General features: G+C 40.5%; 21 protein-coding genes. 18 read left to right on the forward strand and 3 right to left on the reverse strand.

Annotated elements, in window-relative coordinates; all coding sequences use genetic code 11:
• Window positions 1–78: 78 nt before the first annotated feature.
• Window positions 79–1329, forward strand: coding sequence for a glycoside hydrolase family 5 protein (locus tag DNJ75_RS09805; RefSeq protein ID WP_150468895.1), 1251 nt, complete (start codon window positions 79–81; stop codon window positions 1327–1329).
• Here the strand turns inward: DNJ75_RS09805 and purT are convergent.
• Window positions 1301–2503, reverse strand: coding sequence for a formate-dependent phosphoribosylglycinamide formyltransferase (purT, locus tag DNJ75_RS09810; protein ID WP_117003283.1), 1203 nt, complete (start codon window positions 2501–2503; stop codon window positions 1301–1303). The two genes, DNJ75_RS09805 and purT, sit on opposite strands and share 29 nt — an antisense overlap.
• A gap of 182 nt (window positions 2504–2685) precedes the next feature.
• On the opposite strand from purT, the gene ligA reads away from it, so the two are divergent.
• The 15 genes from ligA to odhB all read left to right on the forward strand — a co-directional run bounded on the left by ligA (window position 2686) and on the right by odhB (window position 18828).
• Window positions 2686–4740: an NAD-dependent DNA ligase LigA gene (ligA, locus tag DNJ75_RS09815; RefSeq protein ID WP_117003284.1), complete on the forward strand. Its 2055-nt coding sequence runs from the start codon at window positions 2686–2688 to the stop codon at window positions 4738–4740.
• A 108-nt stretch (window positions 4741–4848) separates the two neighbouring features.
• Entirely contained in the window at window positions 4849–5934 is a 1086-nt protein-coding gene (locus DNJ75_RS09820; RefSeq protein WP_117003285.1) for a 5-(carboxyamino)imidazole ribonucleotide synthase, read from the forward strand.
• Window positions 5935–6435 carry a peptide-methionine (S)-S-oxide reductase MsrA gene (msrA, locus tag DNJ75_RS09825; protein WP_117003286.1) on the forward strand — a complete coding sequence of 167 codons (501 nt, stop codon included), beginning with the start codon at window positions 5935–5937 and terminating at the stop codon, window positions 6433–6435.
• 47 nt (window positions 6436–6482) lie between these two features.
• On the forward strand, window positions 6483–6962 hold the full coding sequence (rnhA, locus tag DNJ75_RS09830; RefSeq protein ID WP_117003287.1) for a ribonuclease HI: 480 nt from the start codon (window positions 6483–6485) through the stop codon (window positions 6960–6962).
• On the forward strand, window positions 6949–7980 hold the full coding sequence (gene ansA, locus DNJ75_RS09835) for an asparaginase (protein ID WP_117003288.1): 1032 nt from the start codon (window positions 6949–6951) through the stop codon (window positions 7978–7980). Before rnhA ends, ansA begins: the two co-directional genes overlap by 14 nt.
• Window positions 7977–8681 (forward strand): carbonate dehydratase, encoded by a 705-nt coding sequence (can, locus tag DNJ75_RS09840; protein WP_117003289.1) that lies wholly within the window; start codon window positions 7977–7979, stop codon window positions 8679–8681. Before ansA ends, can begins: the two co-directional genes overlap by 4 nt.
• Window positions 8681–9391 carry an SIMPL domain-containing protein gene (locus tag DNJ75_RS09845; protein WP_117003290.1) on the forward strand — a complete coding sequence of 237 codons (711 nt, stop codon included), beginning with the start codon at window positions 8681–8683 and terminating at the stop codon, window positions 9389–9391. Before can ends, DNJ75_RS09845 begins: the two co-directional genes overlap by 1 nt.
• 289 nt (window positions 9392–9680) lie before the next feature.
• Complete coding sequence (locus DNJ75_RS09850) at window positions 9681–10121, forward strand: DUF29 domain-containing protein (protein WP_117003291.1); 441 nt, start codon at window positions 9681–9683, stop codon at window positions 10119–10121.
• Window positions 10122–10206: 85 nt separating this feature from the next.
• Window positions 10207–10638, forward strand: coding sequence for a DNA polymerase III subunit chi (locus DNJ75_RS09855; RefSeq protein ID WP_157968293.1), 432 nt, complete (start codon window positions 10207–10209; stop codon window positions 10636–10638).
• 261 nt (window positions 10639–10899) lie between these two features.
• Window positions 10900–11289, forward strand: a complete 390-nt coding sequence (gene sdhC / locus DNJ75_RS09860) for a succinate dehydrogenase, cytochrome b556 subunit (protein ID WP_117003293.1) — start codon at window positions 10900–10902, stop codon at window positions 11287–11289.
• A complete protein-coding gene (gene sdhD, locus DNJ75_RS09865) occupies window positions 11277–11618 on the forward strand; it encodes a succinate dehydrogenase, hydrophobic membrane anchor protein (protein WP_117003294.1) in 342 nt (113 codons plus the stop codon). The genes sdhC and sdhD overlap by 13 nt, the downstream gene beginning before the upstream one ends.
• Before the next feature lie 12 nt (window positions 11619–11630).
• A complete protein-coding gene (sdhA, locus tag DNJ75_RS09870; RefSeq protein WP_117003295.1) occupies window positions 11631–13418 on the forward strand; it encodes a succinate dehydrogenase flavoprotein subunit in 1788 nt (595 codons plus the stop codon).
• 10 nt (window positions 13419–13428) lie between these two features.
• Window positions 13429–14133, forward strand: a complete 705-nt coding sequence (locus DNJ75_RS09875) for a succinate dehydrogenase iron-sulfur subunit (RefSeq protein ID WP_117003296.1) — start codon at window positions 13429–13431, stop codon at window positions 14131–14133.
• 273 nt (window positions 14134–14406) lie between these two features.
• Complete coding sequence (locus tag DNJ75_RS09880; RefSeq protein ID WP_117003297.1) at window positions 14407–17259, forward strand: 2-oxoglutarate dehydrogenase E1 component; 2853 nt, start codon at window positions 14407–14409, stop codon at window positions 17257–17259.
• 72 nt (window positions 17260–17331) lie between these two features.
• Window positions 17332–18828 (forward strand): 2-oxoglutarate dehydrogenase complex dihydrolipoyllysine-residue succinyltransferase, encoded by a 1497-nt coding sequence (gene odhB / locus DNJ75_RS09885; RefSeq protein WP_117003298.1) that lies wholly within the window; start codon window positions 17332–17334, stop codon window positions 18826–18828.
• Here odhB and rsgA read toward each other — a convergent pair.
• Entirely contained in the window at window positions 18825–19805 is a 981-nt protein-coding gene (gene rsgA, locus DNJ75_RS09890; RefSeq protein WP_157968294.1) for a ribosome small subunit-dependent GTPase A, read from the reverse strand. The two genes, odhB and rsgA, sit on opposite strands and share 4 nt — an antisense overlap.
• Window positions 19806–19978: 173 nt before the next feature.
• Here rsgA and DNJ75_RS09895 point away from each other — a divergent pair, with 173 nt between their 5' ends.
• Complete coding sequence (locus DNJ75_RS09895) at window positions 19979–20248, forward strand: hypothetical protein (protein ID WP_117003300.1); 270 nt, start codon at window positions 19979–19981, stop codon at window positions 20246–20248.
• A gap of 15 nt (window positions 20249–20263) precedes the next feature.
• On the opposite strand, the gene rsfS is transcribed toward DNJ75_RS09895, so the two are convergent.
• Window positions 20264–20608: a ribosome silencing factor gene (gene rsfS, locus DNJ75_RS09900; protein WP_117003301.1), complete on the reverse strand. Its 345-nt coding sequence runs from the start codon at window positions 20606–20608 to the stop codon at window positions 20264–20266.
• Between the two features lie 349 nt (window positions 20609–20957).
• Here rsfS and DNJ75_RS09905 point away from each other — a divergent pair.
• Window positions 20958–26580 (forward strand): DUF4347 domain-containing protein (locus DNJ75_RS09905; RefSeq protein ID WP_117003302.1); only part of this gene is annotated, 5623 nt, incomplete at its 3' end.

Genomic DNA, 26580 nt, shown 5'->3' on the forward strand with positions numbered 1-26580 from the left:
ATATGAATTTGGGATGTGTTTGTATGTGTAAGGCGATATCATTTATGCGTTTAACTATAAAAAGGGGGATGAACTGTGGTGAATAATAGAAAACAATGGGTAACTGGGTTGCAAATGATGGTAGCAGTAGCAATTAGCGCTATGTCAATACAATCTTCTTTTGCCAACGTTGTTGCAAACAATGCGATGACGGATAGCTTCTGGCAAACACAAAAGAAAGGCGCGAATTTTTTTAGGCAACATCCGGCATCACTTAAAGATTGGCAAGATGCTAAGCAAGTGGGGATTGAGTTTTTCCGCATCCCGCTAGATGCTTATCTTGGGTATCCGGTTAAGCTAGATAATATTACCCAATTAACCGCGTTTGAAATAAAAAGTTTTGATCAAAACTTAAAAGATGCGAAGATCACAGGTATTCCGATTATTTTGAGCTTCTTATCACTGCCTTTTTCAGTGTGGAAGCAGCAACATGGTAATCATGATGATCTAAGATTATGGCAAGATAAAAAACATTGGCAGGCAGCGGGGGATTTTTGGGCTGCTGTTGCTAAGCGTTATAAAGCGAATCCAAATATTGTTGCGTATAATATTCTCAATGAACCACATCCTGAAGTTTTAAAACTTAAAAATAGCAATAGTGCCATTTTTAACGTTGATTTTACGAGCTACTACAAGAAAGTAGTTGGCACAAGTGAGGATTTAAATGCCTTTTACGAATACATGGTTAAACGTATTCGTCATGTTGATCCTGATACACCGATTATTGTTGATGCTGGTTGGTACGCAGAGCCACCTGCTGCGGATTATCTTAAACCGATTGATGCTAAAAATATCCTTTATGCCTTTCACATGTATGAGCCATATATTTACACCACGCGCAAAATCAACAATGGCAAATATGTTTATCCAGGAAAAATAGCGACGGGGAATGATCAATTTAGTGATTGGAATAAGGCAACCCTTGAGAAGTTTTTACAACCGATTGTTAATTTCCAAGAACGCTATCACATTTCTAGCCAACAGATCATTTTGGAGGAGTTTGGCGTTGACCGTATGACAAAAGGAGCCACTCAATACCTCAAAGATATTGTGAATATTGCTAATAAAAATAACTGGCATTGGGCGTTTTACAATTATCGTGGCGATGAGTGGACGGGTATGAACTATGAGCTTAGCGTAAAGCCAATGAAGTGGCAATTCTGGAAGGATGAAGAAAAAACCAATCTTTTCCCAAATCTTACTTATGGTAAAGCTAACAAGTATTATGTTTATGATAAAAACAACCCATTGTGGCATGCAGTTATTGGGACGATGAAGCATGGATCTTAATGCTATTTGCAGCAAATTGAGCACGCGCTTTAGCTGTTTCAATGTCCGTATCATATGCCAAAGCAACACCCATGCGGCGTTTGCCGGAGATTTCAGGCTTAGCAAATAAGCGAATATCCGTATTAATCTGGGATAAACCTTCATTTAAACCTGTGAAGCTTGGTGCTTGTGATTTCCCTTCAAGTAAAATCGCCGCTGAAGCGCTTGGCATGCGTGTTTCGATATTGGGAATTGGTAATCCTAAAATAGCGCGTAGATGTAAGTCAAACTCTGATAAATTTTGCGAGATAAGCGTTACCATGCCCGTATCATGTGGTCGTGGGGATACTTCATTAAAATACACTTCATCACCTTTGATAAATAGCTCAACACCAAAAATACCATGTCCACCTAAGGCATCGGTGATAGTTTTGGCAATATGTTGCGCTTGGAATAATAAAGCATCACTCATCGCATGTGGTTGCCATGATAATCGATAGTCACCATCTTGTTGAATATGACCAATAGGATCACAAAACGATGTGCCTTTATTGTGACGTACGGTGAGTAAGGTGATTTCATAATCAAAAGTGATAAACTCCTCAATAATCACTTTTTGCACATCGCCGCTATTACCGCGTGAGCCACTTTGTGCATAGTCCCAAGCAGCTTCAATCTCATCAAATGATCTAATAATCGACTGACCCTTGCCAGAAGAGCTCATCACAGGCTTCACAACGCATGGTACGCCAATGGCTTGTGCTTTGATGAGGTAATCTTTTTTGTTATCAGCAAAAGCAAATCTTGAGGTAGGAAGCTTAAGCTTATCAGCTGCAAGTGCGCGAATGCCTTGGCGATCCATGGTTAGTTTAGTGGCTTGAGCACAAGGCACAATATTAAATCCTTGCTTTTCAAGATTGATAAGTTCATCCGTAGCAATGGCTTCAATCTCGGGCACGATATAATCAGGTGATTTCTCTTGGATCAAGGCATGTAGCGCTTTGGCATCTTGCATATTAATCACATATGCCTCGTGAGCGATGTGCATGGCGGGTGCGTTTTTATAGCGATCAACAGCGATAACATAAATGCCAAGGCGCTGTGCGCTAATGGCGAACTCCTTGCCAAGCTCACCTGCACCTAAAAGCATGATCTTGGTTTGTGATTTGGTTAAGGCAGTACCTAATATCGTCATTTTGATTCCTTCAAACAGTTTTCTGTCAATGATGTGTGAGTATGATAACAAAGGCTTAAGACGATTTGCTATGAATTTTATTAAGCGCAAGTATGATTAGCTATGTGAAGTGATGGGCTTTTGCTTTTCATCTTATTCCCCTTTTAGTATGATGGGCGCATGCTGTATAAGTCCTTTTTGACATGTCTGATTTATCTTTTAAAAAAAATAACAACCCTATTGAAATTCAAGAATATTACCAAAATCTATGTGAGGAAATTAATCGTTATAATTATGCTTATCATACTTTGGATGCGCCTTTAGTGAGTGATCAAGTATATGACAAGGCGTATCAAGCCCTTGTTGAGCTAGAGACGCAATATCAGGATATTTTAGATACTTCATTATCACCAACGAAACGTGTAGGGAGTAAGCCGTTAACAGCCTTTGAAGTCATTGCTCATAAGGTGCCGATGTTATCACTATCCAATGGCTTTGATGATGAGGATATTGCAGGGTTTTATAAACGTTTAACAGAGCTTACACAAACGCATGCGTTAAGTTTTGAATGTGAACCCAAGTTAGATGGCTTGGCCATTAGCATTCATTATAAAAATGGTCGTTTGGATTATGCCGTAACCCGTGGCGATGGTGTCGAGGGTGAAAAGGTAACTGAGAATGTCAAAACGATTCGTAATGTACCACTGCAATTGAAAGGTGATAATTTGCCCAAAGAGATTGAAGTGCGTGGTGAAATTATTATTAATAAGCAGGATTTTCTAGCACTTAATCAAATCGCTGAAGCGCGTGATGACAAGGTCTTTGCCAATCCTAGAAATGCTGCAGCAGGCAGTGTGAGGCAACTTGATTCGCGCATTGCTGCCAAGCGTAAATTAAAGATGTATGCTTACGGTGTTGGTGCATATAGCGGATTTACTTTACCCCAAACCCAATATGAGCTAATGCAACAATTAAAGCTATGGGGTTTCCAACTAACCGATGAGGTCGAGGTGGTTGATGGAGAAGAGGGTTTACTTGATTATTATCGCCGCATGGGTCATAAGCGTGCCGATTTGCCTTATGATATTGATGGTTTGGTCTATAAATTAAATCGTTTAGATTTACAAACTAAAGCGGGCTTTATTGCCAAAGCACCACGTTGGGCATTGGCGCATAAATTCCCCGCTGAAGAAGTCGAGTCAGAAATTTTAGCCGTTGATTTTCAAGTCGGGCGCACGGGTGCGGTGACTCCGGTGGCAAGGTTAAAGCCCGTTGCCGTAGGTGGCGTGATTGTTTCAAATGCAACATTACATAATATCGATGAAATTAAGCGTAAAGATATTAAAGTGCATGATCGCGTGATTGTGCGCCGTGCGGGAGATGTCATCCCTGAGGTGGTGCGTTCATTGCCTGAGTATCGCGATGCTAATACAACACAAGAGATCGTGATGCCCAAAGTGTGTCCTGTGTGCCAATCAAATATTGAGTATATTAACGATCAGGCGATTGCGCGTTGTACAGGCGGATGGCATTGTCGGGCACAACGCAAAGAACGCATTAAGCACTTTGCTTCACGCAAGGCGATGGATATCGATGGCATGGGGGATAAAATCGTTGAACAGCTAGTCGATAAAGAGATAATAAAGACACCAGCTGATTTGTATGCTTTGAATTTGCCTGTTTTAAGCCAGTTGGAGCGTATGGGGCGTAAGTCATCATTAAACTTATTAGATGCTTTGGAAAAAAGCAAAACCGTGCTATTGCATCGTTTTATCTATGCTTTAGGTATTAAAGATATCGGTGAGGTGAGTGCTAAAGCACTTGCTAATCACTTTGGGTCACTAGAGGCGATTAAAAATGCCACACTTGAAGAGATGATATCGATTCATGATATCGGTGAGGTGATGGCAAGTCATGTTAAAGCTTTTTGGCAGGACCCTTTAAATATTGAGCTTGTTGATGCACTGATTGCTGTAGGCATTACGATCATTGAGCCCAAAAAAGTTGCGGCTGAAGTAGCAGAAACTGTTGTTGATAATCCATTTTTTGGTAAAACCGTTGTAATTACTGGGAGTTTTGCTGAGTTTACGCGCGATGAGCTTAAAGAAAAGCTTGAAGCATTGGGTGCTAAGTGTAGTGGCAGTGTATCAAGCAAAACTGATTTTCTCATTGCAGGGGAAAAGGCCGGTTCCAAATTAGCCAAGGCGCAAGCGCTTGGTATTAAAGTGATAACTGAAGATGAGCTACAAGTAAACTGATTAGTGAGATATCCCCTCACCCGCATTGCGACACAATGCGACCTCTCCCGCAAGGGGAGAGGTTATTAGGTCATTACTTTGTGGAATAAACTTAGGGTATTAAAAAAAATGAAAATCGCGATATTAGGAAATGGGCAACTGGCACAGATGATGATTGAAAGTGCTCGAGATTTAAATGTAAGCATTGATACATATCCTTTGCCAGAGATTGATCGCTATGGTAAGAGCACACCAGAGGAAATAAATCGTTGGCAGGATAAACTTCAGCATTATGATGTTGTGACTTATGAGATTGAAAATATCTCAGTTGATCTATTGCAAACAGTATCACAAAAAACACGTGTCTTTCCAGCGATTGAAGCCTTAAGTGTTGCGCAAGATCGTTTGTTAGAAAAAGATAATTTTAAACGACTTGATATAAACACCAATGATTATATGGCGGTAGATTCTTTCGCTGAGCTTCAAAAGGCTGCCAAGTTATTAAGTTTACCATTTATTATTAAGACAAGACGCTTTGGCTATGATGGCAAGGGACAGTATGTTATTAAAACGCCGGAGTGTTTAGAAAAAGCATGGGAGGCTTTGGGTGGGCATTCACTCATTGCGGAGAGTTTCGTGCCATTTGATTATGAAGTCTCACAAATTGCCTCACGTGATCAGTTTGGGCATATTGCCTTTTATCCTTTGGTTAGAAATGAGCATCGCGATGGCATTTTACGCGAAACACATGTTTTGATGGAGAAAAATGAACTAAGTATTGACGCGCAAGAAGCGGTGAGGCGTTTGCTTGAGCACTTTGATTATGTCGGCACATTTGCGGTTGAGTTTTTCGTGAAAAATAATCAGCTTTTTGCCAATGAAATGGCGCCACGCGTGCATAATTCGGGACACTGGTCAATCAATGGTGCTAATGTCAGCCAATTTGAAAACCATATGCGAGCGATCAGCGGTGAAAATGTTGTGGTTATAAAAACATTAGCGCAACATATATTAATGATTAATCTCATTGCTGAAGATGTGCCAGATATACAGCTACCTGTTAATAGCCATGCCAAAAGTTATGGCAAGAGCTTAAGAGCAGGACGCAAGATGGGGCACATTAATATTGTCGATAATGAGCTAGAAACATTTATCAATAGTGTTAATATGATCTATCAAAATATTAAAGCAAAACCGTGCTTGGAGGAGTTTTAAGTGTCAGATCAGCTAGATGTTGCTTATTTTGCAGCAGGGTGCTTTTGGGGTGTTGAGCATTACTTTGCCAAAGAAAAAGGCGTGGTCAAAACGGCAGTTGGCTATATGGCGGGCAAAACGCTGAATCCTACTTATCATAACGTGAAAACAGGGCAAACTGAGCATTTGGAAGTCGTTAAAGTTGAGTATGATCGCAAGTTTGTGAGTTATGAAACCTTAGTGAAACTCTTTTTTGAAATTCATGATCCAACACAGCAAGATGGTCAAGGTATTGATATTGGTTCGCAATATTTAAGTGCTATTTTATATACCAATGACACGGAAAAAATGACTTGCCAACAAGTAATTGATTGCCTTGAAGCACAAGGTTTAACGATTGCAACACAATTAATTGATGCTAATCTTCACCCATTTTGGTTGGCTGAAGACTACCATCAACAATATTTTAATAAACACGCGCACTTGCATGTCTGTCATCGACGTGTGAAACGATTTGATTAGGCTAGTAAAAAAGTGTAAGTGCTAAAAAAGAAGATACAAATAAATAGATGAATACTCAAACAAACAACGAAGTAAATAAATTAAAAAAAATTGTCATTTATACCGACGGTGCGTGCAAAGGCAATCCTGGGCGCGGTGGTTGGGGTGCAATTTTGCAATACAAAGCCAAAACCAAAGAGATTTATGGCGGTGAAGATAATACTACCAATAACCGCATGGAGTTATTGGCAGCAATTAAGGCATTACAGCTATTAAAAGAGAGGTGTGATGTCGAGCTTTACACTGATTCCAAATATGTGCAGCAAGGTGTGAATGAATGGCTTGATGGCTGGATACAACGCGGCTGGAAAACCGCAAATAAGCAACCAGTAAAAAATCAAGATTTATGGCAGATGCTTGATCAGTTGCGCCATAAACATCAGGTGAAATGGTGTTGGGTTAAAGGGCATAATGGTCACCCATTAAATGAACGAGCCGATGAGTTAGCCAATAAAGGGGTAGTGCACAGTGAACATGAAATCCATTAAAGATAAGAAGATCTATGTAATCTATACCGGTGGCACGATTGGCATGGTCAAAACCGACAAAGGTTATACACCAAAGCAAGGTTATTTGTTGGATAAAATTAAAACGATCAAAGATTTTTATCATAATGATGTGCCCGATTTTAAGATCAATGAATATCCACAATTAATCGATTCGGCAAATATCAAACCAGAGGATTGGATCACCATCGCATTGGATATTGTTGATCATTATGAGCAATATGATGGCTTTGTGGTGTTGCATGGCACAGATACCTTGGCATATACCGCATCGAGTTTGTCATTTATGTTGAAGAACTTAAACAAGCCAGTGATCTGCACAGGCTCACAAATTCCGATTTCTGAGCTAAGATCAGATGCCTCGGATAATATATTGCATAGTTTGATTTTGGCAGCGGATGAGCGTATTGCTGAGGTTTGTGTGTATTTTAATAAGCAGCTATTACGAGGTAATCGCTCGGTCAAGGTTAATGCTTCAGGAATGGATGCATTTAACTCACCTAATTATCCGCCATTAGGGCAAGTGGGTATTGATATTGAGTTAAATGAAGCCTATCTGTATCCGTGTGATCATAATGAGCCCGCTGAGATTGAGTTTAAAACTCTAGGCGTGCCTAAGATTGCAGTGTTATCAATTTTCCCAGGCATGGATGCAAATATCCTAAAAAAAGTATTACAGCCACCGTTGCAAGGATTGATTTTAAAGACCTATGGTGCAGGTAATATCATGAACTCGCCTGAGATTCTGCATGAGCTTATCGCGGCATGTCAGCGAGGCGTGATTATCATTAACTGCACACAATGTGTAAAGGGCAGTGTCAAAATGGGGGCATATGAGGCAGGTGTAGGTCTTGTTAATGCTGGTGTCATCTCAGGACATGATATGACCGATGAGGCAGCGTTGACAAAATTATTTTATCTTTTGAGTATTCCGGGGTTAACACAAGAAGAAGTGAAATTAGCACTACATAAAGATTTGCGAGGAGAAATAACGCTATGAAATATTTAACGAAGTTGATGGAGCAAAACCGTCAATGGGTTGAAGATACAAATAAAGAAAAGCCCGGCTTCTTTGAAAATTTATCAAAGCAGCAGAATCCAGAGTATTTGTGGATTGGCTGCTCGGATAGTCGTGTGCCAGCAAATCAAATCTTGGGGTTGTTACCAGGTGACATTTTTGTGCATCGCAATGTGGCTAATGTTGTCGTTCATTCTGATTTGAATTTTTTATCGGTATTGCAATATGCGGTAGATGTATTGAAGGTCAAGCATATCCTTGTTTGTGGGCATTATGGTTGTGGTGGTATTAAAGCAGCTACATTAAATGAATCACATGGATTGATTGATAACTGGTTAAGGCATGTTCAGGATGTGCATTATAAGCATAAGGAGTTATTAAAACCTTTTGACCATGGTGAATGTGAGGCTTTAGCACAAGGGATCGATTGCAAAGAGCAAAAGCATGCGGTTATGTGTGAGCTTAATGTGGTTGAGCAGGTCATTAACGTTGCCAAAACCACAGTGATCCAAGATGCGTGGCAGCGAGGGCAAAAAGTGATGGTTCATGCTTGTGTTTATGCACTATCGAATGGATTGTTGCAGCAGATTGCTTTTGGTGTGGCAGATAATGATGAAATTGAAGATTTTTATGATAAGGCGCTAACGAGTATTCAGCGTAATTTATATAAGGCGAAAATGTGATGACTGAGCAAAAGTGTATTGATAAAGCAAAGTTTTTTGGCTACTTAAGTATTGGTGTTGGTATGGCGTTAGCTGGTGGTTTTATATCGTATGGGATTTTGAACTTTCATGCATTTAATCGCTATGTTGCGGTTAAAGGTTTGGCAGAGCAAACGGTTAAGGCGGATAAAGCGATTTGGAGTATCAGTTATACTGTTAATGCCAATAGCTTAAAAGAAGTCTATCAAAAGGTTGATCAAGACCAGTTAGCGGTGAAAAACTTTATAAGTCAAGCAGGTGTAGATGTTAAAGCATTGCAATATGGCAGTATTTCGCTAAATCAAAATTCACACAGCAAAGATCAGGTTAATACCTCAAATTACAGTGCTTATGGCAGTATGACGATCACGACAGATAAAGTGGATTTAGTGCAAGGTTTGGCACAAAAAACCAGTGATTTGGTCGCCAAAGGTGTTGTTGTTAGTAGTAGCAATGTCGCCTATAAATATACAGGGCTTAATAGCATCAAACCAAAGATGCTCGAAGATGCCACGCAAAATGCACAAACCGCGGCATTACAATTTGCTAAAAATGCGCAAACTGCTTTAGGTAGTATTCGTCAAGCATCACAAGGTGCCTTTACGATTAGTAATCAAGATGCCTCTTATGGGGATGGTGACCCATATAAACTGGTGCGTGTTGTGGTAAGTTCAGAGTATTTTTTGAAATAAAATAGTGTGTATATTATGCAATGGTTGGCTGAGCGTAAGTCGAAGCCATTATGAGCAATATATTTCTAAACGTACCGACTTCGACTGATGCTCAGTGCACCGCTTTGACTGACGCTCAGGGTGCGATAAGCGCTTCTGCGCGAATATTTAACCGTAGAAAATAAAGGAGTGCTAACTTGCTTCTCCTTCTGTAAACTGACATGTGGATAATGATTGGCTATTAACCATTGTTTCTGCTAGCATTTTTATGCTGCGTATTAATATTTAACCTAAGTTTGGAGTTATCAATATGGCAAAGACACTTTATGAAAGAGATTTTTATGCTTGGACGATTCAGACTGTTCAAGCGTTAAGAGCTAAAGCATTTAATAAAGTTGATATTGAGCACTTAACAGAGGAGTTGGAAAGTATGGGTGCAAGTCAAAAGCACGCATTAAAAAGTAGGCTGCGTGTTCTTTTAATGCATCTGCTTAAGTGGCAATATCAACCTTCGTATAGAAGTAGAAGTTGGGAAAATACAATTATTGCGCAAAGGGATGATTTAAAGGATCTCATACAGGATAACCCTAGCTTGAAAAGTAAAATTGATGAAACGCTTCCTAAGTCTTACAAGTTAGCATTATTGGACTTTGAAAATGAGACAGGCATTGATCCTAAAAAAGCCGAAGTGCCAGAGGTCTGTCGTTATAGTTTTGATCAGGTATTAGATGATGGATTTTATCCTGAATAATTTTAGTGGCTATATACGCGATATATTTTTAAATGCATCCTTCGATTTATGATCAGGGTGCGATAAATGCTAAGGGTTGATTTTTTTGAATATTGATTTTTTTATATTGCCTACTCAAGATGATGAGCAATTTTATCAGTTTGTAAGCACACAGGTTAAATCCTATTATGAAGCAGGGAAAACGGTTGTGATCTATGCAGAGGATCTATCGTGTAAGGAGCTAGATGCTAGATTGTGGTTTAATGGTAAGGATGATTTTTTGCCACACGCCTATATGGCTGAGGTGTCACCAGATTATGCAAAGCTACCGGTGGTGCTTGTGAGTGAAGCGGCCTCTCTTAAAGGTATTAACAAAGATATATTGATTGATTTGACTTTAAGTGACATGCCCGCTAGCAATGAATTGAAACATTTGGTGAAAATTGTTGATCAAGAGCCATTAAGATTGCAAGCTTCAAGGCGTTATTATAAGGCGTTGCAGCAACAAGGCTTTACCATTAATGTGCATAAGATATAGAAGGCATTAGATATCAAGGAGGTGATGCTCTTTTGGTAAGTGACAATGATGGCAAACCTTCTGAATTTTACCAAGTTGAAATATATTAAATAATTTGATCTTAAAAAATACTTCAATGCTTACATTTAAACCTTGTTTTTGTTAGGCTTAGATTAATTCTGATTGCTTGCTTCTTCACGGTAGCACTTCAATTTATTTGTGCTAGAATACGCAAGATTTTGTGTTTAACACGTTAATTTTCTTGATAAGCAGGAGAAAGCAATGAAACATCAAGGACCACGAAATATAGGGCTTGGCTCAATAAAGTCCTATTCGTTCCCTATTACGGCAATAAGCTCGATTATTCACCGGATCACCGGTGTGTTAATGGTCGTGTTATTGCCGTTTTTAATATGGGGTTTTAGTTTGTCAATGCGCTGTGGTGGCGACTTTTATTATGTACAGGATCTGTTGATTCATTCACCATGGAGTATTGTCGCTTGGATCTTTATATCAGCGGTGTCATATCATGTGATCGCGGGCATTCGCCACTTGATTATGGATTTAGGATTTGGTGAAGAAATGTGTGTGGCTCGAGCTTCTTCAATCGCTGTTTTAGTGCTGGGTGTATTAGTAACAATTTTCTGGGGGCTTTGGTTATGGGTAATGTAACTTCATGCACACGTTCAGGTTTGAAAGACTGGTTTTTACAACGTGTTACCGCAATCATTATTATGTTGTATGCAATCTTTGTCGTGATTGTTGTCTTAACACTATCCGGTGATGGTTCATATCATACATGGCTTGCGATTTTCCAAAACACGTGGGTAAAAATATTTACGATTTTAGCGTTTTTGTCATTAATGGCGCATGCGTGGATTGGTATGTGGACGATTTTCACTGATTATGTGACGTGCGCATGCATTCGTGGATTCTTGCAAGTAGCTGCAATTGTTGGTTATCTTGCGTGTTTTATTTGGCTTATTTGTATTTTATTTTAAGGGGTATTGATAATGAAAATTGCAGTACAACAGTTTGATGCAATCGTTGTTGGTGCCGGTGGCGCTGGAATGCAGGCAGCATTTCAATTAGCTCAATCTGGGTTTAAAACCGCAGCGATTTCAAAAGTTTTTCCAACGCGCTCGCATACGGTGTCAGCACAAGGCGGAATTGCCGCGGCATTAGGTAATGTTGAATATGATGATGGTCTCCCATCGGATGATTGGAAATGGCATACCTATGATACGGTTAAAGGTTCTGATTATATCGGTGATCAAGAAGCAATTGAGTTTATGTGTGAGAATGCACCACAAGCAATTATTGAGCTTGAGCATATGGGTATGCCGTTCTCACGTTTAGAAAACGGCAAAATTTACCAACGTGCTTTTGGTGGGATGTCACGCAATTATGATGTGGGCAATATTGCCAAAAGAACATGTGCAGCCTCTGATAGAACAGGGCATGCGTTATTGCACACGCTTTATCAAGGTAATTTAAAGCATGAAACTAAATTTTTTAACGAGTGGTATGCGCTTGATTTAGTGAAGTCTTCAGAACACGCAATTGCTGGTGTGTTGGCGATGAATATGGAGACCGGTGAAATCGTGTTCTTCCAGTCAAAAGTAACGATCCTAGCCACAGGTGGCGCGGGACGTATTTACGAATCAAGCACTAATGCGCATATCAATACCGGTGATGGTGTCGGTATGGCGTTAAGAGCTGGCATTCCATTACAAGATATGGAGTTCTGGCAATTCCACCCAACAGGTATCGCAGGTGCCGGGGTGTTAGTAACCGAGGGTTGCCGTGGTGAAGGTGGAATTCTACGTAATAAAAATGGTGAGCGCTTTATGGAGCGTTATGCGCCAAATGCCAAAGATTTGGCATCGCGTGACGTAGTATCACGTGCATCACAACAAGAAATCAATGAAGGCAGAGGACTTAAGTTTGCTGGCGTTGACTGTGTTCACTTAGATTTAACGCATTTAGATGAAAGTGTGATTAAAGAGCGTCTGCCGGGTATCCGTGAATTGGCAATGACCTTTGCAGGTGTTGATCCATTAAAAGCGCCAATTCCTGTAGTGCCAACTTGTCATTATATGATGGGGGGCATTCCTACCAATAAACACGGTCAAGCATTAACACAAAATGCCAGTGGCGAAGATGTGATTATCGATGGCTTATATGCTGTTGGTGAGTGTGCTAGCGTTTCTGTGCATGGTGCGAATCGTTTAGGTTCTAACTCATTACTGGATTTGGTGGTATTTGGGCGTGCGGCAGGTATGCATGCTGAGGATGCATTACGTGCTGGTATGCAACAACGTGATGTAACTGATGAAGCATTAGATCAAGCGATGGTGCGTTATAACCGTTGGGAAAATAACAAAGGCGGTGAAGGCGTTGCTGAACTGCGTGCTGAGCTGCAAAAAGCAATGCAGGTTGATTTCTCAGTATTTAGAACAGAACAACAAATGCAAGATGGTTTAGAGCGTTTGAAATCATTGCGTGAGCGTGTGCAAAAAGCATCTCTTGCCGATCACTCACATGTATTTAATACCGCGAGAATCGAAGCGCTTGAGCTTGATAATCTGATGGAAACGGCAATGGCAACGGCTGTTCTTGCATTGACACGTAAAGAGTCGCGTGGTGCGCATTCACGTGAAGATTATCCTGAGCGTGATGATGAGAATTGGTTGAAGCACACGCTTTATTTCCTAGAAGGAGATCGTCCATCAACGCGTGATGTGAATATGAAACCATTAAAATTAGAACCATTCCAACCAAAAGTAAGAAGCTACTAAGGAGATAACGGTGGAAGTTAAATTTAAAGTTTATCGCTATAATCCTGAAGTCGATAAAAAGCCTTACTACAAAGACTACACAGTGACGGTTGAAAATGAGGGCACAAAAGTGCTAACGGCGATTGAGCTCATTAAGCAACAAGATCCAACATTGGCTGTGCGTCGCTCATGTCGTGAGGGCGTTTGTGGTTCAGATGGTATGAATATCAATGGCAAAAACCGTTTAGCGTGTATTACCTCTATTGGTGAGGTATCACAACCGATTAAGCTGCAACCTTTACCAGGCTTGCCAGTGATTCGTGATCTGGTGGTTGATATGAACCAGTTTTACAAAAACTATGAGAAAGTTAAGCCGTATCTGATCCCTGCAGAGGGTGATATGCCAGTCAAAGAGCGTCTACAATCGCCAGAAGATCGTGCGAAGCTTGATGGTTTATACGAGTGCATCTTATGTGCATGTTGTACGACATCATGTCCATCATTTTGGTGGAATCCAGATAAATTCATTGGACCATCAGGTTTACTACAAGCTTATCGTTTTGTGATTGATTCACGTGATGGTGCAACACAAGAGCGTTTGGATGCATTACAAGATCCGTTTAGCGTCTTTAGATGTCGCACAATTATGAATTGTGTGAGTGTTTGTCCAAAAGGGCTTAACCCAACCAAAGCGATCGGCAAACTCAGATCGATGATGTTAAAAAATAACGTGTAGTTAAGAAAATCAAGCGCTGGAGATCCAGTGCTTTTTTGTTTGAACTGAAGTTACACACTTTAGAAAAACTATGACTTTATAAACACCCCGTCAGCCTATGACTGCCACCCCTCTTGCAAAGAGGGGAATTAGGCAACAGTAATTTTATATTCCCCTCTTTGCAAGAGGGGTGCCGAGCTTGCGAGGCGGGGTGTTGATATAGAAAAAGTGCGTAATTCCAATTTGAACTAGTGAAAAAGTAAAAAACTAAAAAAAAGTAAAAGAGTAGAAACTATGAGTGAAACCCAAGAATCAATGTCTTCATGGTGGCAGTCTTCGCAACTATCCGGTAGTAGTAGCGCATACTTGGATGCTATTTATGAGGATTATTTACAAGACCCTAATTCGATAGATAGTAGTTGGCGCCAGTATTTTGACGCGATTCGTGACAATAAACATGAAGTCTCGCATGCGCAAGTTCGTGAAGACTTTGTTGCTTTAAGTAAAAATCCATTTCGCTTTGCGCTGACAACGCCACAAGGGGGGGTTGTTGATTCAGGGAATTATCCTGATGGTGGCGATAAGGTTTCAGCGGTGATGGATCTTGTTTATATGTATCGCAGCATTGGTCACAAGGTTTCGAATTTAGACCCACTGAAGCTCAAAAGGTCTGAAGAAACCCCTGAGCTTGAGCTTGATTTTCATGGGCTTAATGACACCAACTTAAATGAAAAATTTAATGTTGGTGTATTTTCTGATTATCAAGCATTACCACTAAAAGAAATCATTGCTAAATTAGAGCATGTTTATACTGGTAGTATCGGCTATGAGTTTATGCACTTAAATAACATGGCTGAGAAGCTATGGTTTAGGCAGCGTGTTGAAAAACAGATCCCTAATTTATCTGCTGAGCGTAAGGTGTGGTTGTTAGAGCGTTTAACAGCTGCTGAAGGTTTAGAGAAATACCTTGGTATGAAATACGTCGGTCAAAAACGCTTCTCATTAGAAGGTGGCGAATCAATGATTCCGGCCCTTAATGAGATGATCAATAAAGCAGGAGAGATTGCTGTTGAAGAGATCGGTCTTGGTATGGCGCATCGCGGACGTTTAAATGTGCTTGTCAATATCATGGGTAAATCACCTGAGAATTTATTTAAAGAATTTGAAGGCTCACAGGATAAGAAGTTCTTATCAGGAGACGTTAAATATCATATGGGCTTTGCGTCTTGGCATAAAACATCAAAAGATGAAGTGCGTTTAGCACTGGCATTTAACCCATCACATTTAGAGACTGTTGATCCAGTTGTTGAGGGTGCAGTTAGAGCCAAACAGGAATGTTTTGGGGATGATAATCCACATGGTAAGGTGGTGCCGATTTTAATTCATGGTGATTCTGCATTTTGCGGTCAAGGTGTGGTGATGGAAACCTTTGCCTTATCACAAACCAGATACTATGGTACAGGTGGTACGATTCATATCGTAATCAATAACCAGGTGGGTTTTACAACAGATAAGATACAAGATAATAGAAGTAGCCTGTATTGCACTGATATTGCCAAAGTGGTTGAAGCACCTATATTACATGTTAATGGTGATGACCCAGAGGCAGTACTGCGTGTTGCGGGTCTTGCAATGGATTATCGCATGATGTTTGGCAAGGATATTGTTATTGATTTGGTGTGTTATCGTCGTCATGGACATAATGAAGCGGATGAGCCTTCAGGCACACAGCCATTGATGTATAGCATTATCAAAAAATTACCAACAACGCGCTCCATTTATGCTGATAAACTTGAAAGTGAAGGTGTTGTGTCAAAAGCACAAGCTGATCAAATGGCAAAGGCATATCGTGATCGTTTACAAAAAGGTGAAGTAGTTGCCGATATTATTACTGGTAAGCATGATCGTCATAGTAAGTGTGTTGCTGATTGGCGCCCGTATGTCAATCAAAAGTGGGATCAAGTCGTTGATACGCGCATCGATAAAGCGCAATTGCTGAAATTGGCTCAAAGCTTAAATGATTTACCGGCTGATTTGACGTTGCAACCCCAAGTTAAAAAGGCGATTGATGATCGCATTAAAATGGCAGCAGGTGAAATCCCTGGAAACTGGGGATTTGCTGAGAATTTAGCCTATGCTACGTTATTAGCAGAGGGATATAACATTCGTTTATCAGGTGAAGATTCAGGACGAGGCACATTCTCACATCGCCATGCTGTGTTACATAACTATGATTACAGCAAAACAGAATTGCCAGATTATACGCCATTACAGCATATTAATGACAAGGCACAATGTCATATCATTGATTCGGTACTATCAGAGTATGCCGTACTTGGTTTTGATTATGGTTATAGCTGCTCAGCTCCTAAAACATTGACCTTATGGGAAGCGCAGTTTGGTGATTTTGCCAATACCGCTCAAGTCGTTATTGATCAGTTTATTGCAGCTGCAGAAGAAAAATGGGGCATTTTATCAGGTTTGGTGATGCTTTTACCGCATGGTCAAGAAGGGCAAGGAGCTGAGCATTCATCAGCAAGATTAGAGCGTTTCTTACAACTATGCGCGCATGATAATATGCAAGTATGTGTGCCAACGACACCTGCGCAAATGTTCCATATGTTGCGTCGTCAGATGTTGCGTCCTTATCGTAAGCCATTGATTGTGATGTCGCCTAAGAGTTTATTGCGTCACCCAATGGTGCATTCAACACTCGATGAATTAGCCGATGGTCAATTCTATAACGTTATTGCTGAAGTTGAAGATATCAAACCACAATCGGTATCACGCGTGATTCTCTGCTCAGGTAAGGTCTATTATGATTTGCTTGCCGAGCGTAGTGAGAAAGAAGCCAAAGATATTGCGATTGTGCGTGTTGAGCAGCTTTATCCATTCCCGCAAGCGGATCTTGATAAAGTGTTAGCACCTTATGAAGCGGTTAATGATATCGTATGGGTACAAGAAGAGCCTGAAAACCAAGGGGCTTGGTGGATGATTCAGCACGAATTGCGTAAAGTATTGCGTAAAGACCAGAATTTATCTTATGTTGGCAGAAAAGCAGCGGCGGCACCTGCGGTAGGCTATCCGTCATTATTTCATGCACAACAGAGTGAGTTAGTTGCTAAAGCATTGAAGTTAGATAAATAAATCCGCTTTTGAAGTTAGTAAATTAAATAATGTTGATAAAAATAAGTAAAATAAAAAAGTTAAGGGTGAACCATGACAGAGGTAAAAGTTCCTGTTTTTCCGGAATCAATCGCAGAAGGTACAATCGCAACATGGCATAAAAAACCAGGTGATCGTGTTGAAGAAGGCGATGTATTGGCAGAGATTGAAACAGATAAAGTGGTAATGGAGGTCCCAGCAATGACGGCTGGTACAATGGGTGAGATTACTAAGCACGAAGGTGATACGGTTCTTTCTCAAGAAACGATTGGCTCAATTACGGCTGGTGTGGCAAGTGATGCCCCAGCTGCTGATCAGTCTGCTGAAGCAGTGCCAACGGCAACTTTTGCGGCTTCATCAATTGGCGAAGTTGTTATTGTTAATGCGCCAACTTTCCCTGAATCAATTGCTGAAGGTACGGTAGCAACATGGCATAAAAATGTTGGTGACCAGGTTGAAGAAGGTGAAACTTTAGTTGAGATTGAAACTGATAAAGTGATGATGGAAGTGCCCGCAGCACAAAGTGGTGTATTGACTGAGAAACTTAAAAATGAAGGTGACACGGTGCTAAGCGCTGAAGCAGTTGCTAAGATTGGCGCGGGTAGCATGAGTGCTACAGCAACAGTTGCGCCAGTGGCAGCAGATGTAAAAGAAGCTCAATCGCAAGATCATTTATCGCCTGCGGTGCGTCGCGCGGTTAAGGCTAATGACGTTGATGTGAATAACGTACAAGGTACAGGTAAAAATGGGCGCATTACCAAGCAAGATGTGGTCAGTGCGCCTGTATCTACACAAGCAGCAAAACAAGCACCAGCAAGTCAAGCCGTTGACGTAATGAGCTTTGAAGGGGATCGACCTGAGAAGCGTGTGCGCATGACACGTCTGCGTCAAACAATTGCAAAACGTTTGGTTGAAGTACAGCATACCAACGCGATTTTAACGACGTTTAACGAAGTTGATATGAAGCCTGTGATGGATCTAAGAAAGCAATATAAAGATCTTTTCCAAAAGACACATGATGCGAAGCTTGGCTTTATGTCATTTTTCTTAAAAGCAGCTACAGAGGCGCTAAAGCGTTTCCCTGAAGTTAATGCATCAATTGATGGCACAGATGTTGTCTATCACGGGTTCTTTGATATTGGTGTAGCAGTTGGCTCAGATCGCGGTTTAGTCGTTCCTGTTATTCGCAATGCAGATCAAAAATCATTTGCTAAGATCGAGAATGAAATCATCGAGAAGGCCATTAAAGCACGCGATGGCAAATTGTCATTAGAAGAGATGCAAGGTGGTACATTCACAATCACCAATGGTGGTACCTATGGCTCAATGCTATCAACGCCAATTATTAATGCACCACAAAGCGCGATCTTAGGTATGCACAATATCGTTGAGCGTCCAGTAGTTATAAATGGTGAAATCGTGATTCGTCCGATTATGTATTTGGCATTGTCGTATGATCACAGAATCATCGATGGTAGTGTTTCAGTTAAATTCTTAAAGACGATTAAAGAATTGATTGAAGATCCAGCTAGAATGTTGTTGGAAATCTAATTTTTATAATCTAAATATTCGTGAATTAATCGATGATAATTGATAAAGCGTTGCTTGCTGATTCTATCAGCGGCAACAGCTTCATTAATCGCGCAACCTTTTGTATTTTCAATATGTTCACAGTTTCTAAATTTGCACTCATTTTCTAATTGAGTGAACTCTTTAAATCCTGCAAAAATATCTGCTTTATCCAAATGCCAAATACCAAATTCACGAATGCCTGGTGAGTCAATGATATTGGTATCTTGATCTAGATGAAATAATCGCGCGCTGGTTGTAGTATGTTTGCCGCGACTGTTTTGCTCGGAAATTTCACCTGTAAGCGTTATATTCGTGCCAAATAATGCATTAAGCATCTCAGATTTGCCAACACCTGATTGACCAACAATAATCGATGTTTTGTGCTGTAAAAGCGTTTTAAGGGCTTGAAGATTTTTATGACATAAAGCAGAACAAGTAATTAGTTCATAATCTAATCCGCGATAAAGATGAATAATTGCCTCTAGCTGTACCTTATTGTCAGCATCATCAAATAAATCCATTTTGTTGAGCACAATAATCGGTTTGACATTCATATGATGTGCAGCGACGAGATAACGATCGATATAATGCTCAATTGGCGGCGGGTTAACGGCAAGCATAATAATCAGCTGATCAATATTTGCTGCCATCGTTTTGTGGTTGTGTGCGAGTTTACTGGGACGAATGAGCACATTACTTCGAGGTAAGATTTGGCAGATAACACCATACTCACTATTGTCTTGCAGCAGATAAAGCACGTTGTCCCCTGCAACAATAGCGCCTAGGTTTTGACGGTATTGGCAAAAAATAATCTCACCTGTTTGGCTTTCAAGCTCAATGAGTTTGCCGCGATGTGATATCACAAGCGCTGACAAAGCATGTGATAAATCATCATAAGACGCTTTATGTTCTTTGATATTGCGCAGCTGTTGTTTAGTTAAATTACGTTTTGCCAATGGTATTCTTAATCTTCAAAGAGTGTTGCAATGGATTATAGCCATTGACATAAAATAATACAGCGTAGATTGTTGATTAATGTCTATTAATTTGCTGGTAAATCTTGAAATTGTTTAATCTTCAAGCCATTATTTAAGCGGATATGAACTTAAGGATCAAGTAAGGAGTTCGCATGTTAAAAGGAAAATTTTTACTCACCTTTGATTGGGTTGTAAATTATTTTAAATCATTTAACCAAGCTGCCAGTAAAGATAAGAAGACACTTGAGCGTTTGCGCTATATTATGAAATTAGCCGCAGCACGAGGGTGCAAATCAAGTGCCATGTTCTTAGATCGACTATGTCATATGGTATTGCCAGTGACTGAGATTCGTAAAAGAACCAAGCGTCTAGCGGGGTTTGTATCCCCTGAGGAGATGAAACTGTTATTAAGCAGTGTGTAACCTTAACAATAGACCTTAAACTGCTTTAGGTGAGTTTGGTTTGATATCCCATAACTTTTCTAATTGATAAAATTCTCTGGTTTCTTCTTTCATAATATGGACAACAATATCCGCAAGATCAACAAGCACCCAGTCGCTCTTAGCTTCACCTTCGATACCCAAAATAGTGACATTATTCTTCTTGGCAGTCATCTCAAGATTATTGGCTAACGCTTTGGCGTGAGTGCCAGAGTTTGCAGTACAAACCACAACATAGCTCATCAATTCAGTTAAATGCTCCACATTCATTACAGTGATGTTTTCAGCTTTGACATCTTCTAAGGCACTGACGGCGAGATCTAGAATTTCTTTTGTTTCCATAGTTATAGTAGGATTTTTTGTCTATTTTCAAAGCATAGCAGTTTAGTCGAAGTTGGGAAGACAAGCAAGGAGTATATTTTGTGGTACGAATCACCGAATTGAATCAAATCTAAGTTATCAAAATAAAAATTTAGCTGTACAGAATGGTTTATAACGGGTGTAGAGATTGAATGGCAAAAAGCTCACAGACAAAATGGGCAAGGACGTACAGCCTGTTTTGCATATCACGTAAGCAGAAATAGCCTTTGTCTATAATTGTTTTTATGATGAGCATCTACACTTATTGGTATCGAAGTTTTGTATATATTTTGCCTAAGCTTTTAGGCATGCAAAAAAGAGGTACCCCGCCATGATTAAGAAAGTATATCAAATAATACGTCAACAGCTGTCTGAAGAGAAATTAAACAATCTAAGCGATAGCATATTTCTTAAAAAGCAAAAACACGTAGAGGCAATGGAGGCTAAACAGCGTGTCGATAAAGTCAATATTAATAAGCTCAAGAAGAAAAAGGGCAACGATAAGGCTTTGTTGCGTCTACCGGATCAGTATCCATCTTTGTTACAAGAGCTTGAGCCACGGTTTATGTTTGACGGTGCAGCGATTGAAACGGTAGATTTAGCTGATGGTGTATCTGAACAAGAGCAAATCTATATTCTCAATGCGATTGATCAGAATGAACAAGCGCATGCGACAGAGAGTTTATTGCAGGCAATAGAAGCCAATGTTGAAGGATTTCAAACTGATTACAGTAAGTTCAAGGAAGTGGTGATTGTTGATGCACGTGTTAAAGATCCGCATATTTTGATTGACAGTATATCGCGTAAAGCAGCGATTGAGGTAATTTTGCCTGATCAGGATGGGGTTGATAAGATTGCTGAGTTATTAGCTAAATACAATAATCTTGATGCAGTGCATATTATCAGTCATGGTGATCAGGCGAAACTTGAGCTAGGTAGTGTTGATTTAACGTCAAATAACTTAGCACAATACCAAATGCAATTACAACAATGGGGTCAAGCGCTTACCGAGCAAGGGGATATTTTATTCTATGGTTGTAATGTAGCCGAAGGGGATAAAGGGCAAGCCTTTATCAATGAATTAAGAGCATTAACCAGCGCTGATATTGCAGCGTCAGAGGATATCACAGGGGCAGAACATCTGGGCGGTGATAGCATTTTGGAATACACACAGGATGTTGAAAATGGCGCCATTTTGTCATTTAGTCAATATTTACATCAATTGACAGCTACTCAGCTTGGTCAGGAGATTGTTGGTGATGGTGTTGATGATCAGTTTGGTTCAGCTGTTGCGATGAGTCAAGATGGAACACGGATGGCAGTTGGTGCGTCAGAGACAGGCAATGGTACAGGACCTGGATATGTCAAAATATATCAATGGAACAGTGGCACATCTCAGTGGGATCAGATGGGCTCAACAATCAATGGTGATGGCACGAATGATTTATTTGGTAACTCCATTACGATGAATTTGGATGGTTCACGTGTAGCGATTGGTGCACAATATGATGATAACAATGGCGTAAACTCAGGCTCTGTCAAAGTATATGATTGGAATAGTGGCACATCGCAATGGGATTTAGTGGGTAGTGTAATCAATGGTCTAACAGCCGGTGATCAATTTGGCTTTGATCTCTCATTAAGCGCTAATGGGTCGATTTTAGTGATTGGCGCACCATTTAATGATGAGATTGCAAGTAATGCAGGACAAGTAAGAGTATATGAGTGGAATGGATCGGCATGGGTGCAAAAAGGAAATCAGATTAATGGTCTTATAGATAGTGATAACTTTGGTAGTTCAGTATCGATAAGTGACGATGGATTGCGTTTCTCCGTGGGTGCTAGATTAAGTGATGCTAATGGGACAAGCTCAGGTAGTGTGACGGTGTATCAATGGAATAGCGGGACATCGCAATGGGATCAAATGGGCAGTGTGTTGGTTGGTGAGGCAGCTGGAGATCAGTTTTTTAGAACATCCATCAGTGGTGATGGTTCGCGTTTAGCGGTTGGTGCGAGATTAAATGGTACGAATGATATTGGACATGTTCGTGTATTTGAGTGGAATAGTGGTGCATCTCAGTGGCAACAGATTGGATCAGATATTGATGGTGAGTTTGCTGATGATAACTTTGGGTCATGGGTGTCACTGAACATTGATGGCACGCGTTTAGCCGCTAGTGCATATTTTAGCGATGGCAATGGTGCTGACTCAGGGAGTGTCAGGTTATTTGATTGGAATGCAACGACCTCACAGTGGGAGCAGTTTGGTGTCAATATCAATGGCGAGGCAGCTGGAGATGAGTTTGGTTTACCGTTAGCGCTTAATGCTAATGGCGACCGCTTGGTGGTTGGTGCAAAGAATAATGACAGTAATGGCAGTAATTCAGGTCATATTATTGTGTATGAGGTTATCAATGATCAAGATGCGCCGATTTTAGTCAGTAATCAAGGTTCAGCAACGTTGACACAAGTGGGTGGTGATATTACAGGAGATAATAGCAATATCAACGTTGGATCAGCCGTAGCAAGTAATATTGATGGCTCAATAGTTGCGATATCAGATGCAAATAATGCCATCAATGCGATAAATGCAGGGCGGGTTCGTGTCTATAGGGATAATAATGGCACATGGGAGTTAATGGGGCAAGCGATTTTAGGTACTGTCGCTTATGATCAGCTTGGGGCTAATGGGATCAGTTTAAGTGCTGATGGTTTAACATTGTCAATAGGTGTTCAGTATAGTGATAGTCCTGCCACGGATGCAGGTCGAGTTGATGTATATTCTTTTAATGGCAGTAGTTGGGTATTAAAGGGCAATTCAATTCTTGGTGAGAATCTCAGTGACTACGCTGGGTACAGTGTTAGCTTAAGTGCTGATGGTAATCGAGTTGCTGTTGGGGCATATGGTGATGATACCGGTACCAACAATAGAGGTTCCGTGCGTATTTATGAATATAACAGCAGCACAAATAGCTGGATCAAGATGGGTAGTAATTTACTGGGTGATATTTCAAGCACTAGTGACTACTTTGGTATTTCAGTTGCGTTAAGTGCTGATGGCACCATTGTCGCTGCGGGTGGTAAATATTACGATCAAGGAGCAACAGATCGCGGACACGTTAAGGTTTATCAATGGAATGGTAGCAGTTGGAGTCAACTGGGCACTGATTTAATAGGCACATTGACAAATGATACTTTTGGTGGTTCAGTTTCCTTAAGTGCTGATGGTTTAACACTTGCCGTGGGTGCAGAATTTGCAAACAGGGCATTTACCTATCAAGGTGAGGTGAAAATATTTAACTGGAATGGCTCAAGTTGGGTACAAAAAGGTAGAGCATTGCTAGGCGCTGCAGCCTTTGATAGATTTGGATCGGTTGTTCAGCTAAGCGCTGATGGTGAAACCTTGAGTGTGAGCTCTTCTTATAATGACGGTGGAGGAACTGATGCAGGTAGAGTCTATCTTTATCGTTTTAATGGTGATTGGCAGTTATTAGATACAGTATCTGGTATTGCAGAAGATCTAGCAGGTGGTGGATATAATAATAAAGGCACTACGTTGTCAGCAGATGGTCAACGTCTTGTGGTGGGTTATTATGGAAATGACACGGGCTTTACTAATGCCGGATTAGCGCGAGTGTTTGATATTAATTATACGCAACTGCTGTTGAGTTATAATCAAACAAGCGGCAGCAAGGTTATTGATAATAGCATAAGCGTCTTTGATATTAGTGTTGATAACTTAGTATCAGCTTTAGTAACGATAAGTGGTAACTATGTTCAAGGGGAAGACGTTTTAGATGCTTCGGTCACGGGAACTAACATCACTAAAAGTTTTAATGCAACAACGGGAGTGCTTAGTCTAACCGGTGTTGATAGTTTGGCAAATTACCAGCAAGTACTGCGTTCAGTGAGCTATAGCAATACGATTTTTAGCAACACGGCAACACGGACGGTTAGCTTTGTCATCAATGATGGTATGAATAATTCAACCGCGTTAAATGCTAATATTGAATTGACCACTCAAGCACCGTCAATAGCTACTAGTCAAGGCTCAGCAACGTTGACGCAGGTGGGTGGTGATATTACAGGAGATAATAGTAACATCAACGTTGGCTCAGCCGTAGCAAGTAATATTGATGGCTCAATAGTTGCGATATCAGATGCAAATAATGCCATCAATGCGATAAATGCAGGGCGGGTTCGTGTCTATAGGGATAATAATGGCACATGGGAGTTAATGGGGCAAGCGATTTTAGGTACTGTCGCTTATGATCAGCTTGGGGCTAATGGGATCAGTTTAAGTGCTGATGGTTTAACATTGTCAATAGGTGTTCAGTATAGTGATAGTCCTGCCACGGATGCAGGTCGAGTTGATGTATATTCTTTTAATGGCAGCAGTTGGGTATTAAAGGGCAATTCAATTCTTGGTGAGAATCTCAGTGACTACGCTGGGTACAGTGTTAGCTTAAGTGCTGATGGTAATCGAGTTGCTGTTGGGGCATATGGTGATGATACCGGTACCAACAATAGAGGTTCTGTGCGTATTTATGAATATAACAGCAGCACAAATAGTTGGATCAAGATGGGTAGTAATTTACTGGGTGATATTTCAAGCACTAGTGACTACTTTGGTATTTCAGTTGCGTTAAGTGCTGATGGCACCATTGTCGCAGCGGGTGGTAAATATTACGATCAAGGAGCAACAGATCGCGGACACGTTAAGGTGTATCAATGGAATGGTAGCAGTTGGAATCAACTGGGCACTGATTTAATAGGCACACTGACAAATGATCTTTTTGGTAGTTCGGTTTCCTTAAGTGCTGATGGTTTAACACTTGCCGTAGGCGCAGAGTTTGCAAACAGGGTATTTAACTCTCAAGGTGAGGTAAAAATATTTATCTGGAATGGCTCAAGTTGGGTACAAAAAGGTACAGCATTGCTAGGCGCTGCAGCTTTTGATAGATTTGGATCGGTTGTTCAGCTAAGCGCTGATGGTGAAACATTGAGTGTGAGCTCTTCTTATAATGACGGTGGAGGAACTGATGCTGGTAGAGTCTATCTTTATCGTTTTAATGGTGATTGGCAGTTATTAGATACAGTATCTGGTATTGCAGCAAATGATTTAGCCGGAGGTGGATATAACAATAAAGGCACTACGTTGTCAGCAGATGGTCAACGTCTTGTGGTGGGGTATTATGGAAATGACACGGGCTTTACTAATGCCGGATTAGCCAGAGTATTTCAGGTAAACTATTCAGGGTCAGGTTATACTTACAATGAAGATGATCCAGCACAAATTATTGATAATAGCTTAGTGATTAGTGATATTGATAGCAGCCATTTAGTTTCTGCAACGATATCGATTAGCAATGGTTTTAATGCCGCAGAGGATATTTTAGCTTTCACGGCATTGGGTAATATTACTGGGAGCTATAATGCCTCAACAGGTGTATTAAGTTTAAGTGGTAATGATACGATTGCGAATTATCAAACGGTATTGCGCTCAGTAACATATCAGTCAAATCAAAATATCAGTGTTGCAGGCAGCAAAGAGGTGAGCTTTGTAGTCAATGATGGACTTAATAGTTCGGTTGCTGAAGTGATTTCGTTTAATGTGGCTCCGGTGAATGATCCGCCAGTGAATACAGTGCCTGGGGCACAGTCAGTTGATGAGGATAGCACGTTGGTGTTTAACACTGCTAATAGTAACTTGATCAGTGTAGCAGATGCTGATCATGCAGCATTGAGTGTGACATTAACGGTAACCAAGGGGCGTTTGACCTTGTCACAAACGACGGGTTTGACCTTTGTGATTGGTAGTAATGGCGAAAGTCGCATGAAGTTTAGTGGTAGCATTACTGATATTAATGCGGCATTAAATGGTTTGATATACGCAGGCAATCCAGATTTTACAGGCAGTGATAGCTTAACGATATTAAGTGAAGATAATGATG

Source organism: Cysteiniphilum litorale, assembly GCF_003428165.1.
In the GTDB taxonomy this organism is placed as follows: domain Bacteria; phylum Pseudomonadota; class Gammaproteobacteria; order Francisellales; family Francisellaceae; genus Caedibacter; species Caedibacter litoralis.